Source organism: Amycolatopsis sp. NPDC034160 (assembly GCF_055575355.1).
In genome coordinates this window covers 134,225-147,235 of the sequence record NZ_JBVISU010000002.1, presented here as the reverse complement: position 1 = coordinate 147,235, position 13,011 = coordinate 134,225, and the positions used below count along the sequence as shown (strand labels likewise).

The window sequence follows — 13,011 nt, the reverse complement described above, 5'->3', positions numbered from 1 at the left end:
GTTGCACCATTCGGGTCACGAGTCGGTCAAGGCTCCTGGTTCGTGCCCGTTCGAAGGTTCGACGAGATGCTTGAACGCCTGCAGGTTCGCCAGTGATTCGCCGCGCGAGACCCGCCAGTCCCATTCGCGTTTGATCGATTCGGCGAACCCGAGTTCCAGCAGCGTGTTGAAGTCGCCGTCGGCGGCCTCCAGCACCTGCCCGAGGATCTTGTCCAGTTCGGCCTCGGTCACCGTGTCCAGGCCGAACCGGCCGACCAGGTAGATGTCGCCCATCGCGTCCACCGTGTAGTGCACGCCGTACAGTTTCGCGTTGCGCCGCAACAAAAAGCGGTAAACGTCCTCATGGGACTCATCGGGGCGGCGGCAGACGAAGGCTTCGACGGCGAAGGCGTGATCCCCGGCGACCAGCCAGCAGTTCGTCTGCAGTTTCTTGGTCCCGGGCAAGGTGACGAAGTACCTTCCCTCGCCACGTTTGTCGTACTTCAGGCCCGCGTTGTCCAAAGAGGACTGCAAAGTTTCGTCGAGCGTCAAACCGCCACCTCCGCGCGCTGTTCGAGGGCACGCCGGAACGCGCCGGTCGCTTGAGCGTACGTGTCGAGCAGCCGGTCCGTCGTGCGACGCCAGGAAAAGCGCCTCGCGTGGACGACGGCGTTGGCCGAAAGTTCGGCACGCCAGCCCGGCCGCAGCGCGACGTTCGCGAGCGCGTCCGCCCAGTCCTTCGGATCGTGCGAAGGCACCAGCAGCCCGGAAACGCCGTGCGGGACCGCGACCGGCAACCCGCCGACCTCGGCCGCGATCACCGGCGTCCCACAGGCCTGCGCTTCGAGGGCGACGAGCCCGAACGACTCGTTGTAGCTCGGCACCGCGACGATGTCGGCCGCGCGGTAGACCTCGACCAGTGCCGCGCCCGGCTGCGGCGGCATGAACCGGGTCTGCCGCTCGATGCCGAGGGAGACGGCCAGTTCACGCAGGGCCTGTGGCTGCTCCAGCCCGTTCCCGGACGGGCCGCCGACGATCAGCACGACCAGCCGCGACGCCAGTTCCGGCCGCTCGCGCAGCATCTCGGCCGCGGCCAGCAGGAGGACGTCCGGCGCCTTCAGCGGCTGGATCCGGCCCGCGAAGGCCAGCACGATCGCGTCCTGCGGCAGCCCCAGCGCGCGGCGCGCGGCCTGCTGGGAGCCCGGCGTGAAACGGTCGAGATCGACCCCCGGCGGAATGGCGTGCACGGCGTGCGGGTCGGCGTCGTACAGCTCGATCAGCTCGCGGGCCTCGACGCGGGTGTTCGCGACCAGGCAGTCCGCCTCGGCGACGACCTGCTCCTCACCGATCACGCGGGTGCGCGGTTCGGGGGTGTCGCCTTCGGCCAGCGCGGCGTTCTTGACCTTGGCCAGGGTGTGCGCGGTGTGCACCAGCGGCACGCCCCAGCGGTCGCGGGCGAGCCAGCCCGCCTGGCCGGAGAGCCAGTAATGCGAATGGATGAGGTCGTAGTAGCCGGGCTCGTGGAAAGCCTCGGCCCGCAGCACCCCGGCGGTGAACGCGCACAGCTGTGCCGTCAGCTCGTCGCGGCCCAGCGGCTCGAACGGCCCGGCCGGGATGTGCCGCACCAGTACGCCGGGCGCCAGTTCGGCCACCGGTGGCTGGTCCGAGGACGTGGCCCGCGTGAACACCTCGACCTCGACGCCGCGGCGGGCCATCTCGGTGGCCGTCTGGCTCACGTAGACGTTCATCCCGCCGGCGTCGCCGGTACCCGGCTGTTCCAGCGGTGAGGTGTGCAACGACAGCACCGCGACGCGCCTGGGCGCGGCATCGAACCCGTGCAGAGGGAACGTCACCTGGTCAACACTCCTGAAGTCCTACTGATCGGCGAACCCGCGCAGCAGGCCACCGAACTCCTCCGCCGCTTCGGCGAACGGCAGATGCCCCACCTCAGGTAGCCAACGCACAACGGCCCCCGGAATCTTCCCGGCGGCGTACTCCGCGGACGTCGGATCGATCACAGCGTCCGCGAGACCATGGACGATCAGGGTCGGTTTGTCCAGATCGCGAAGTACGTCCCCGCTGCCGACGTCGCGCCGGAACAGGGCGGAACGCACGGAGGGCGGCGTCGCGAGACTGGCGCCGAGCAGGGCCTGGGTCAGCGTTCCCGACACCGGCGAGGCGGTCATCCGCTGGCTGAACTGCACCAACGCGGGAATCGCGACCGCCGGATCGTCCGACAGCACCGCCGGGATGGCCTCGCGCATGGCGGGGCCGACCTTCCCGCCCGGACGATTCTTGCCGATTTCTGTGATCGCGCCCACAAGTACGACGCCACCGAGCCGTGCGGCACCGTGCACGCGAAGGTAATCCGTGATCACCAATCCGCCATACGACCAGCCGACGAGGATGGCGTTTTCCCCGGCGAAGTCGAGCACGGAGGCGAGATCCTCGGCCCAAACCCGCGGATCGTCGTAGCCGGCCGAAGGGGCTTCTGAGTCCCCGTGCCCGCGCAGATCCATCGCGACCAGGCGAAACCGCTCGGACAGCGCGGGGTCGGCGAGCTGGGGCGCCCAGGCACGGCTGGACTGGGCCCAGCCGTGCACGAACACGATCGGACGGGTGTTCTCGGCGCCTTCGACCCACAGGCCGATCCGCGTCCCGCCGTAGCCGACTACTTCGGTCTTCATGCCAGCACTGTATGGGCTGACGCGTGGGCCTCGTGAGTGGCAAGAACGGTTAGAACCGTCATTACCGCTCACGAGGCCGAGGGGCTACTTGACGGCCGAGAGGGCCTTCCAGGACTTCCAGTCGTAGAACCAGTTCTTGACGTCCGATTTCATCGGGCTGCTCAGTTTCGAGCCGGTGATCTCGACCGGGTCGCCGATCATCGCCGAGTCGAAGTACTTCTTCGCGTCCGCGTCGAGCAGGTTCACGCAGCCGTGCGAGGTGTTGGCCTTGCCGATGTTCGCCGCGTTGTCCTGGTTCTCGTGGATGTACTCGCCGTTGTTGGAGATCCGGCAGGCCCACTTCTTGTTGACGTTGGTGTAGCCGTAGCGCGCGTTGTCGAACCGCGCCGTCGGCTCCTTCGTCATCACGATGAACGTGCCGTTGGGGGTGTTGCGCTGGACGTCGCCGTCCAGCCCGTTCGAGCACGGGTAGCTCGCCGACACCGCCCCGCCGCGGTAGACCTTCATCTCGTGGTCCGGGGTGTGGATCTTGACCACCTGGTTGCGGCCGATCTTGAACTTGGTGGTGACGTCGGCCTTGCCGTACGCGCCGCCGCCGAGCGCGACGCCGTAGAGCTTCGCTTCGACGCTGACCGTGATGTTGGCGGGCCAGTACTCCTTGGGCCGCCAGTCGACCTGCGTGTCCGACAGCCAGCCCCAGGAGCCCTCGACGTCCTTGTCGGTCTTCACCTTGAGCGCCTTCTCGGCGGCCGCCTTGTCCTTGACCGGGGACGCGAACTTCACGCTGATCGGCATGCCGACGCCGACCTCGGCGTCGTCGGTCGGGTTCAGCGTGGCACGCACCTCCTTGGCCGGTTTGACCGTGGTGAACGTGCCCTTGAGCTCGGCGGTCTTGTTGTCACTGCCGGTGGCCTTGGCGGCGTAGGTGTAGGTCTTGCCGTAGCCGAGGACCTCGGAGGCCGTCCAGGTGAGGCCGTCGGGGGAAAGTTCGCCCTTGACGTCCTTTCCGGACTCGCCGGTGACCTTGACCTCGGTGAGCTTGCCGTCGGCGACCTTCACCACGACCGGCGTCACCACGGAAGCGTCCTTGGCGTCGACGGCGGGTTCGGCGGTGATCTTCGCCACCGACGGCGCGGAGGACTCCCCTTCGCCACCACTGCCCTGCGATTTGGCGTTGCCACCTTCTTCGCTGGAGCAGGCAGCGGCCAGCATGGCCGCCCCCGCGGCGAGCGCGGCCTTGAACACCGTGCGCCGTTCGATCACCGTGAACCTCCCATTGACCCCCACGCGAGCACCTACCCGCTCAGCGCTGGGGACCTCTCCGACGTTACCCGCGGCGACGGAACTCACCCTCGCCCCTCGCTTGGTAGACGCGCGGGGCCTTCGCCTGGTTGTTCCGGCTACCCGCATTTCGTCCTCTGTATGCGGTCTTTGCGCGCGCAAGAACCGCATTTAGAGGACTAAATGCGACAGGGACTAGAGCGAGCAGTTGATGAGCAGGGGCTCGGGGTGCAGCGAAACACCGAAGCGAGCCTCGACGCCGTCGCGCACTTCGCGGGCCAGGGCGAGGAGGTCGGCGGTCGACGCCTTCCCCCGGTTCGTGAGCGCGAGAGTGTGCTTCGTCGACAGCGAGACCCGGCCTCCCGGCCCTTCGTGGCCCTTCGCGAACCCCGCCCGCTCGATCAACCACGCCGCCGACAGCTTCGTGCCGCCGGGCGCGGGGTACCGCGGCACGCGCACGTCCTCGCCGACGACGTCGACGATCCCCGCCAATACCTTTGCGGCCTGCGCCTCCCCGATGATCGGGTTGGTGAAGAACGAGCCCGCGCTCCAGGTGTCGTGATCGTCCGTGTCGAGGACCATGCCCTTGCCGCGACGCAGCTTCAGGACCGCTTCGCGCGCTTCGGCCGTCGGGACGCGATGGCCGATCTCGACGCCGAGCGTGCGAGCGAGTTCGGCGTAGCGGATCGGGGCCGAGAGGCCGTCTTCGGTGACGTTGAAGCGCACCGTGAGGACGACACCCGCGTCAGTCCCCTTCAAGATCGATGTGCGGTAGCCGAACCCGAGCTCTTCAGCGGTCAGCGTGCGGATCTCGCGGGCGGCGCGGTCGTAGAGGTCGACCGAGACCAGCGACTCGGCCACCTCACAGCCGTACGCGCCGACGTTCTGGATCGGCGTCGCGCCGACCGAACCGGGGATCCCGGAGAGACATTCGAGCCCGCCGACGCCTTCCGCGACGAGGCCCTCGACGAAACCGTCCCAGTTCTGCCCGGCCGCGACCTCGACGAGACCTCCGTCACGTGTCCAGCCGGTGTTGCCGACCTTCAGGAGCGCCCCGTCGAAGCCCTCGTCGGCGACGACCAGGTTCGAACCGCCGCCGAGCAGCAAGACCGGCTCACCCGCGTCGTCGGCCTCGCGGACCGCGTCGACCAGGGCCTGCGCCGTCTTCGCCTCGGCGTAGCGCCGCGCCGGGCCGCCGAGCCGCAGCGTGGTGTGGTCGGCGAGGGCGACGTGCTGGGAGGGAGTTTCAGCGGTGCTCACGCCCGTGAACGGTACTGTCTGGCGCCATGGCCTCCCGTATCGAGCACCGCACAGCCTTCTCCGCCGACGTCGCGAGCGTGTGGGACGCGGTGTCGAGTGAGGCGGCGCTGCGGGCCAGATTGGAGCAGATCGGCGGGGACGACGCGGAACTGCTGGAGTACGGCATGACCGGGGACGGCGTGCGCTACAAGCTGCGTCAGGGCATCAGCTCGGACAAGCTCCCGTCCGCCGTCCGGACCCTGCACCGCGGCGACCTCGTCGTCGAGCGCGAGCAGACCTGGCGCGCCGACGGCGACGGGTACACGGGCGTCGCGACGGCGTCCGTACACGGTGTACCGGGCGAGATCACCGCGAAGACGTCGCTGACCGGCCAAGGCGAGCGGACGACGCTGGCCAACAGCGGCGAGGTCAAGGTGCGGATCCCGTTCGTCGGCGGGAAGCTGGAGGGCGTGATCGCCGAACAGGTCGTCAAACTGTTGGAGCGCGAGGCCGAATTCGTCGCGAAGTGGCTGGCCGAGCGCTGAAACCGGTCGGGGCACCGACACGCGGGACGACCAACCCCAACCGGCTCCGCCGCGTGGACCGGTGGCTCGCGAGCGACGCGAGCGTGACCCGGCTGCTGCGCAGCGCGGACGAACCGCTGGTGGTGGACCTCGGCTACGGCGCCTCGCCGGTGACCACGGTGGAGATGGCGCGATGGCTGCGCTCCGTGCGCCGCGACGTCCGGGTGCTCGGCCTGGAATTGGACGCCGAACGAGTGGCCGTGGCGCAGGCGTGCGTCGACCGGCCCTGGTTGGACTTCCGGCGCGGTGGCTTCGAGCTCGCCGGGACACGGCCAGTGCTGGTGCGCGCGTTCAACGTGCTTCGGCAGTACGACGAAGCCGAGGTCACCGGCGCCTGGTCGCTGATGCTGGACGCGATGGCGCCGGGCGGACTCCTCGTCGAAGGCACCTGCGACGAGATCGGGCGGCTGAGCACGTGGGTCGCCGTCGGACACGACGGCCCTCGTGCGCTGACCCTGTCGGTGCATCTCGCCAGCCTGGAACGTCCGTCCACAGTGGCCGAACGACTGCCCAAAATCCTCATCCACCGCAACGTTCCCGGCGAACGCGTCCACGAACTACTGTCCACTCTGGACATTTGCTGGGCGACGGCGGCGCCGCATCAGAACTTCGGCGTCCGTGCCCGCTGGGCGCATACCGTGCATCTGCTCACCGCGCGCGGCTGGCCGGTGCTGAGCCGTCCGTCGCGCTGGCGGCTGGGTGAACTCACGGTGCCTTGGTCGTCGGTGGCCCCCGACTAGGAATTCACCGGTCGAACCCCGCTCCGTCACCCCAAAGCGACCTGCGGTGATCACCATGGAACCGTGGAACTGCTGGAGTACGTCACCGAACTGCTTCGGGGCTCGCTGGGCTCACCCTGGCTGTGGGTGATCGTGTTCCTCGTGTCCGGGTTGGACGCGCTCCTGCCGTTCATGCCGAGTGAGACGACCGTCATCACCGTCGCCGTCCTGATCGGCCCGGAGCTGCCGCAACTGGCGCTGCTGGCCGTGGTCACCGCACTCGGGGCCTGGCTGGGCGACTGTCTCGGTTACACCGTCGGCGCCGCGGCCGGCCCCCGAGCACTCGCCCGCCTGCAGCGCGGTCCGGACGGGATCCGGCGCTACGAATGGGCCAAGATCCAGGTTCGGCGCAACGCCGTCCTGCTGATCCTCGCCGCCCGCTACCTGCCCGGCGGCCGCGTCGCGAGCGGGCTCGCCACCGGCAGCCTCGGCTACCCGCCGCACAAGTTCGTCCCGCTCGACGCCCTCGGCGCGAGCGTCTGGGCGGTGTACAGCGTCCTTATCGGTCTCGTCGGCGGAGCGGCCTTCGCGGACGAACCGGAGAAGGGCCTTCTGCTGTCCTTCGCGCTCGGCCTGCTGCTCGTCGGGACGATCGAGCTCGGACGGCGGATCCGCGTCCGCATCCTGACCCGGCGCCGCGCCGCGGCCGGGACCAGCGACAATGGAGTGCGTGTCAAACCCTGAACGCCGCTACGTGATCTCCTTCGGCTGCCCCGACCGCACCGGCATCATCGCCCGGATCTCGGGTTTCCTCGCCGAGCACGGCGGCTGGATCGTCGAAGCCGCGTACCACACCGACCCGGACACCGGCTGGTTCTTCACCCGCCAGGTCGTCCGCGCCGATTCGCTCCCCTTCGACGCCGCGGAACTGCGCTCGCGCTTCGCCGACGTCGCGGAGTCGCTTTCGGCCGAGTCGAGCTGGCAGGTCAGCGACACCGGGGAGCGCCGCCGCGCCGTGATCCTCGTCTCCAAGGCCGGGCACTGCCTCTACGACCTCCTCGGTCGCGTCGCGTCCGGCGAACTGGACGTCGACGTCGCCGCGGTCATCGGCAACCACGACTCGCTCGGTGACATCACCCGCGCCCACGGCATCCCGTTCCACCACGTCCCGTTCCCCGCCGGCGACCCCGCGGCCAAGGCGTCCGCTTTCGCCGAGGTGCGGAAACTGGTCGAAGAACACGACCCGCACGCCGTCGTCCTCGCCCGGTTCATGCAGGTGCTGCCCCCGGAACTGTGCGAGGCCTGGGCCGGGCGGGCGCTCAACATCCACCACAGCTTCCTGCCCTCGTTCGTCGGCGCGCGGCCGTATCACCAGGCCCACGCGCGCGGGGTGAAGCTGATCGGCGCGACCTGCCACTACGTCACCGCCGACCTCGACGCGGGCCCGATCGTCGACCAGGACGTCATCCGCGTCGACCACGGCGACTCGGTCGAGGACCTGGTCCGCAAGGGCCGCGACATCGAAAAGGTGACGCTGGCGCGGGGACTGCGGTGGCATCTGGAGGGCCGCGTGCTCGTGCACGGGAACCGGACTGTCGTCTTCTAGTGGTTGACTGAGTCTATGGGGACTCCAGAAATCAAGGTGATCGAGACACTCGATGCGCTCCGCGAGCATCTCGGCCACCCGACCGAGCGGACCAAGGGGAAGATCATCCCCTTCATCGACCCGCACGCACGCACGCTGATCGAACACTCGCCGTTCTACCTGCTGGCGACGGCCTCGGCCGAGGGGACCTGTGACGTCTCCCCGCGCGGTGACCCGGCCGGTTCCGTGAAGGTGCTCGACGACCGGACGCTCGTGCTGGCCGACCGGCCCGGCAACAAGCTGCTCGACAGCCAGACCAACATCATCGAGAACCCGTACGCCGGGCTGCTGTTCCTGGTGCCGGGGATGAACGAGACGCTGCGGGTCAACGGCCGCGCGAAACTGGTCGCGGACGCCCCGTTCTTCGACGACCTCGTGATCAAGGGGAAGCGGCCCGCGCTGGCGATCCTGGTCGAGGTCGAAGAGCTGTACCTGCACTGCGCCAAGGCTTTCCTGCGGTCCTCGCTGTGGAAGCCGGAAACCTGGCCGGAGCGGTCCGTCCTGCCGAGCGCCGGGCAGATCTTCCGCGACCAGATGAAGCTGGACATGCCGGTCGAGGAACTGGACGCGGCGCTGACGCACGGCGCGCTCACGACGCAGTACTGAGTTCCGCGCGCGCTATGAAAGGTCCTTTCCTTGCAAATTTTGCAAGGAAAGGACCTTTCATAGCGCGGGGGTGAGTCAGACGCGGACCAGCATCTTGCCGGTGTTCGCCCCGCCCAACAGGTCCAGGAAGGCCTGCGGCGCGTTGCGGATACCGTCCACAATGGTCTCGGAGTACTTGAGCTCACCGGCGGCGACCAGCGGCGCGACCTCCTTGACGAACTGCGGCTGCAGCGCGTAGTGGTCGCCGACCAGCATGCCGCGCATGGTGAACCGCTTCGCGATGATCGACGCGAGATTGCGCGGCGCCGCGGCGGGTTCGGTGTTGTTGTAGACCGAGATCATCCCGCAGATCGCCATCCGGCCGTGCAGGTTGATCGAGTCGATGGCCGCTTCGAGGTGCTCGCCGCCGACGTTGTCGAAGTACACGTCGATTCCCTCGGGCGCCGCCGCGCGCAGCTGCTCGGCGACCGGGGCGTCCTTGTAGTTGAACGCCGCGTCGAAGCCCAGCTCGTCGGTCAGCCACTTGACCTTCTCGTCCGTGCCCGCGCTGCCGATGACCCGCTTCGCGCCTTTCAGCTTCGCCAGCTGGCCGACGATGGACCCGACGGCCCCCGCCGCGCCGGACACGAAGACGGTGTCGCCCTCTTTGAACTCCGCGACCTCGAGCAACCCGGCGTACGCGGTGAGCCCGGTCATGCCGAGGACGCCGAGGTAGGCCGAGATCGGCGCGGCGTCGGGGTCGACCTTCACCGCGTGCTTGGCGGCGACGACGGCGTGCGAACGCCAGCCGAGGCCGTGCAGCACGATGTCGCCCGGCTTGAAGTCGTCGACGGTCGACTCGACGACCTCACCGACGGCGCCACCGTGCATGACCTTGCCGACCTCGTACGGCTCGGCGTAGGACTTCGCGCTGCTCATCCGGCCGCGCATGTACGGGTCCACGCTCAGCACCTGGTTGCGGACCAAGATCTGCCCCTCGCCGGGGGTCGGGATCTCGACGTCCGCGATCTCGAAGTTCTCGAGCGTCGGGACACCGTGCGGACGGGAGGCGAGCCGGATCTCGGTTGCGTTCACGAGGTAACTCCAAGTCTGTTGCGAAACACAAGCGGGGCGATCACCCCGTATTCACGACGGGTACAACGGTCTAACCGGGGCGACCATTCCGATTGTGGCGAGCGCTACACGACCTCGGCGAGCTTGCCGAGAACTCCCTCGTAGATCCGCTTGAGCCCGCCGGGCGCGAAGGTCTTCTCGAAGAAACCGCCGATGCCGCCCGCACCGTCCCAGGTCGTCTCGATGCGGACGAGGCTGCCCTCGGGCACCTCGCGGACGGTCCAGGTGGTGACCATGCTGGAGTTCGCGTCAGTTTCCACGAGGGCGCCTTCGGACGGCTCGGTCACCGTCGCGGCGACGTCACGTACGCGCTTCGACGTCGCCTGCAGCTTCCAGCGCGCCTTCGTGCCCGCGCCGACGCCGCCTTCGATGACCTCGTAGTCGCGGTAGTGCTCTGTCAGCAGCTTCGGGCGGGTTTCGGCGTAGTCCGCGACGAGCGCCCTGACCTTGTCGGCCGGCGCCTCGATGGTGCGCTCCGCGATGGCGGTGACCTTTCCCATCCCACTCCCTTTCACCCGTGTGCAAGACAGCGTCCACGATTCCACCGCCGCCCGCAGGGGGAGCGAGCGCCCCTGCCCCGAACGCTATGAAAGGTCCTTTCCTTGCAAAATTTGCAAGGAAAGGACCTTTCATAGCGCGCGCGAGGTGGGACTAGATGAGCGACTTCTCCTTCAGCCAGTCCTTCGCGACGTCGCCCGGCTTCTCGCCGTCCGAGTCGACGCGCTTGTTCAACTCACGCAGCTGCACGGTGTCGAGGGCCTTGCTGACGGCGTTGACGACGGCCGCGAAGTCGGCGCCGCGCTCGTCGAGCACCTTCTTGTTCACCGCGGGCACGACGTTCTCGGTCGGGACGATGGCGAGGTCGTCCTCCAGCGCCACGAACTGCGGGTCGCCGACGAGCGGGCTCACCGAGTCGACCGGGATGACGGTGACCTTGCCGGACCGCAGCTGCTCGACCCGCGGGCCTGCTTCCTGCACGGTCTGGAAAGTGGCCTTCAGCTTGTACACGTCCGTGAAGCCCTTGAAGCAGGGAAGCCGCGTTTCGCACTCCGGGCCGCCCGCGACGATGACGTTGTCGACCTTGGCCAGATCGCTGATCTTCTTGAGGCCCTTCTCCTTGGCGAGATCGGCCTTCACGATGTAGGTGTTCTTGTCCTCCGCCGGCGAGTAGTCCAGCAGGCCGATGCCCTCGGGCTCGAACAGCTTCTTCAGCTGCTCGTGCTCGGCTGCCGCGTCCTTCGCGGCCTCCTTGCCGAAACCGGTGGTGATGGCGGCGCCCTGGTACTCCGGGATGAACTGCAGTTCACCGGACTTCAACGCCGGGTAGATCAGCTCGCGCGAACCGAGGTTCAGCTTGCGGGTGATCGGATAGCCCTTGGCCTCCAGCGCGTTCGCGTACAACTCGGCGAGGATCAGGCTGTCGGTGAAGTTGAAGGAGGCGACGACGATCGGCGCCCCGCCCTTGCTCTGCGCGGCCGGAGCCGCTGCGTCGTCGCCACCCCCGCAGGCGGTCATACCGAGGACGGCGGCGGCGAGCACCGCGCCCACTCGAACGTTCCGTGTCCAGCGCACGTGCACACACTCCTATGACTCGTTCAGAGGAATGGACAGTATCTCCGGGTACCGACAGAATCCACATTTTGAGAGTTCCGCCCTTTTCGCTCCCGACGAACGGAATCGGGCTCCCCGAACGGGGTAGGGTCGGCCGGTGCGAGCGTCCTCCGTGTTCCCCGTGCCGTCCCAAAGCGGGCGACCGTTGTTCGAATGGCGCTGGGTGGACCGCCATTTCGACGAGATCCTCGATCGACTCGGCGAACACATCACGCTGACCGCGGCGGCGCTGGCCATCGGACTGGTGGTGTCGGTCGGTGTTTCCGTGGTTTCGCTGCGTCGCCGCTGGTTCTACGTCGTCGCGCTGAGCACGGCCGGTTCGCTGTACGTCATACCGAGTCTCGGCGCCTTCGCCGTGCTGGTGCCGTTCACCGGCCTGACGTCCTTCACCACCGCGGTGATCCCCCTGGCGACTTACACGTTGCTGATCCTGATCCGCAACATCGTCACCGGTGTCGAACAGGTACCCAAGGAAGTCCGCGAAGCCGCGATAGGCATGGGTTTCACGCGCTCGCGACTGCTGTGGCAGGTCGAACTCCCGCTCGCGCTGCCGGTGGTGATGGCGGGGCTGCGGGTCGCGGCGGTGACCACGATCGGGCTCGTGACGGTGACTTCCATGCTCGGGAAGGGCGGCCTGGGTTACTTCATCCGCGCCGGAATCCAGACGACCACCCCTAATCCGACGTCGATCATCGTCGGTGTCGGGCTTTCCGTGGTGCTCGCCGTCGTGGTCGATCTGCTGCTGTGGCTCGGTGGGCGCGCCCTCGCGCCGTGGTCGCGGAAGGCGGCGTCGCGATGAGCATCATCGACCAGACCATCGAGTGGTTCGGCGAACCGGGCCGCTGGAGCTGGACCGACCCGGAAGGCGTGCCGTACCGGACGCTCGAACATCTCCAGTTTTCCTTGCTGGCTCTGGCGATCTCGGCCGTGCTGACGATCCCGCCCGCGTTGTGGCTGGCACACTACCGGCGCGCGCAGTTCCTCGCGACGAGCGCGGTGAACATCGGCCGCGCGATCCCCAGCTTCGGGCTGGTGATCCTGTTCTGGTTCCTGGCTTCCCGGCTCGAAGTCGACACGACGTTCTGGCCGCTGATGCTCGCGCTGGTGGCTTTGGCGCTGCCTCCGTTGTTCACGAACACGTACGCGGGCGTCATCCAACTGGAGCAGGAAACCATCGACGCCGCACGCGGAACCGGTTACCGCGAGTGGCAGATCATGCTGCGCCTGGAGTTGCCGCTCGCGTCACCGGTCATCCTCGCGGGTGCTCGCGTCGCGTTCCTGCAATTGATCGCCACCGTCGCGATCGGCGCGATCGTCAACGACGGCGGCGGGCTCGGACGGTACATTGTGGACGGTTTCGCGCTCGGGAATCCGGGCCACGGCGAGATCCTGGCAGGCGGGATCGCCGTCGTCGTACTGGCTTTGGTGTGTGAGGCCGCCTTCGCGCTCATCACTCGCTGGGTGACTCCGCGGGGACTGGCCATCCGGTCCCGCGCGGAAGTCACGTCTTTCTCGTGAGTGGTAATGACGGTTCTAACCGTCATTAC

15 protein-coding genes are annotated in these 13,011 nt (G+C 68.1%); 7 read left to right on the top strand and 8 right to left on the bottom strand.

Annotation, left to right across the window (positions count from 1 at the left end):
* Positions 1-15: 15 nt before the first annotated feature.
* The 5 genes from ACZ54P_RS05550 to ACZ54P_RS05530 all read right to left on the bottom strand — a co-directional run bounded on the left by ACZ54P_RS05550 (position 16) and on the right by ACZ54P_RS05530 (position 5,207).
* On the bottom strand, positions 16-531 hold the full coding sequence (locus ACZ54P_RS05550) for a type III secretion system chaperone family protein (RefSeq protein ID WP_465460367.1): 516 nt from the start codon (positions 529-531) through the stop codon (positions 16-18).
* Positions 528-1,832, bottom strand: coding sequence for a D-inositol-3-phosphate glycosyltransferase (gene mshA / locus ACZ54P_RS05545; RefSeq protein WP_465460366.1), 1,305 nt, complete (start codon positions 1,830-1,832; stop codon positions 528-530). The genes ACZ54P_RS05550 and mshA overlap by 4 nt, the downstream gene beginning before the upstream one ends.
* 21 nt (positions 1,833-1,853) lie before the next feature.
* Complete coding sequence (locus ACZ54P_RS05540; RefSeq protein ID WP_465460365.1) at positions 1,854-2,666, bottom strand: alpha/beta fold hydrolase; 813 nt, start codon at positions 2,664-2,666, stop codon at positions 1,854-1,856.
* Between the two features lie 84 nt (positions 2,667-2,750).
* Positions 2,751-3,929 (bottom strand): L,D-transpeptidase, encoded by a 1,179-nt coding sequence (locus ACZ54P_RS05535; RefSeq protein WP_465460364.1) that lies wholly within the window; start codon positions 3,927-3,929, stop codon positions 2,751-2,753.
* Between the two features lie 213 nt (positions 3,930-4,142).
* Positions 4,143-5,207 carry a UDP-N-acetylmuramate dehydrogenase gene (locus tag ACZ54P_RS05530; protein WP_465460363.1) on the bottom strand — a complete coding sequence of 355 codons (1,065 nt, stop codon included), beginning with the start codon at positions 5,205-5,207 and terminating at the stop codon, positions 4,143-4,145.
* A gap of 26 nt (positions 5,208-5,233) precedes the next feature.
* Between ACZ54P_RS05530 and ACZ54P_RS05525 the strand changes: the two genes are divergently transcribed.
* From ACZ54P_RS05525 to ACZ54P_RS05505, 5 genes are all read left to right on the top strand, one after another.
* Positions 5,234-5,731: a DUF2505 domain-containing protein gene (locus ACZ54P_RS05525; protein WP_465460362.1), complete on the top strand. Its 498-nt coding sequence runs from the start codon at positions 5,234-5,236 to the stop codon at positions 5,729-5,731.
* Positions 5,713-6,510: a class I SAM-dependent methyltransferase gene (locus ACZ54P_RS05520; protein ID WP_465460361.1), complete on the top strand. Its 798-nt coding sequence runs from the start codon at positions 5,713-5,715 to the stop codon at positions 6,508-6,510. Before ACZ54P_RS05525 ends, ACZ54P_RS05520 begins: the two co-directional genes overlap by 19 nt.
* A 63-nt stretch (positions 6,511-6,573) precedes the next feature.
* Positions 6,574-7,233: a DedA family protein gene (locus tag ACZ54P_RS05515; RefSeq protein ID WP_465460360.1), complete on the top strand. Its 660-nt coding sequence runs from the start codon at positions 6,574-6,576 to the stop codon at positions 7,231-7,233.
* A complete protein-coding gene (gene purU / locus ACZ54P_RS05510) occupies positions 7,211-8,095 on the top strand; it encodes a formyltetrahydrofolate deformylase (RefSeq protein ID WP_465460359.1) in 885 nt (294 codons plus the stop codon). Before ACZ54P_RS05515 ends, purU begins: the two co-directional genes overlap by 23 nt.
* A gap of 15 nt (positions 8,096-8,110) precedes the next feature.
* Positions 8,111-8,740 carry a pyridoxamine 5'-phosphate oxidase family protein gene (locus tag ACZ54P_RS05505; RefSeq protein WP_465460358.1) on the top strand — a complete coding sequence of 210 codons (630 nt, stop codon included), beginning with the start codon at positions 8,111-8,113 and terminating at the stop codon, positions 8,738-8,740.
* Positions 8,741-8,815: 75 nt separating this feature from the next.
* Here ACZ54P_RS05505 and ACZ54P_RS05500 read toward each other — a convergent pair whose 3' ends face one another.
* The 3 genes from ACZ54P_RS05500 to ACZ54P_RS05490 all read right to left on the bottom strand — a co-directional run bounded on the left by ACZ54P_RS05500 (position 8,816) and on the right by ACZ54P_RS05490 (position 11,401).
* Positions 8,816-9,814, bottom strand: coding sequence for an NADP-dependent oxidoreductase (locus ACZ54P_RS05500; protein ID WP_465460357.1), 999 nt, complete (start codon positions 9,812-9,814; stop codon positions 8,816-8,818).
* Between the two features lie 104 nt (positions 9,815-9,918).
* Positions 9,919-10,353: an SRPBCC family protein gene (locus ACZ54P_RS05495; RefSeq protein WP_465460356.1), complete on the bottom strand. Its 435-nt coding sequence runs from the start codon at positions 10,351-10,353 to the stop codon at positions 9,919-9,921.
* 151 nt (positions 10,354-10,504) lie between these two features.
* Positions 10,505-11,401, bottom strand: a complete 897-nt coding sequence (locus tag ACZ54P_RS05490) for an ABC transporter substrate-binding protein (protein WP_465460837.1) — start codon at positions 11,399-11,401, stop codon at positions 10,505-10,507.
* A gap of 175 nt (positions 11,402-11,576) precedes the next feature.
* Between ACZ54P_RS05490 and ACZ54P_RS05485 the strand changes: the two genes are divergently transcribed.
* Together ACZ54P_RS05485 and ACZ54P_RS05480 are read left to right on the top strand one after the other, a co-directional pair.
* The gene (locus ACZ54P_RS05485) at positions 11,577-12,263 is read left to right on the top strand and encodes an ABC transporter permease (RefSeq protein WP_465460836.1); all 687 of its coding nucleotides are present in this window, start codon (positions 11,577-11,579) and stop codon (positions 12,261-12,263) included.
* On the top strand, positions 12,260-12,982 hold the full coding sequence (locus ACZ54P_RS05480; protein WP_465460355.1) for an ABC transporter permease: 723 nt from the start codon (positions 12,260-12,262) through the stop codon (positions 12,980-12,982). Before ACZ54P_RS05485 ends, ACZ54P_RS05480 begins: the two co-directional genes overlap by 4 nt.
* Positions 12,983-13,011 lie beyond the last annotated feature (29 nt).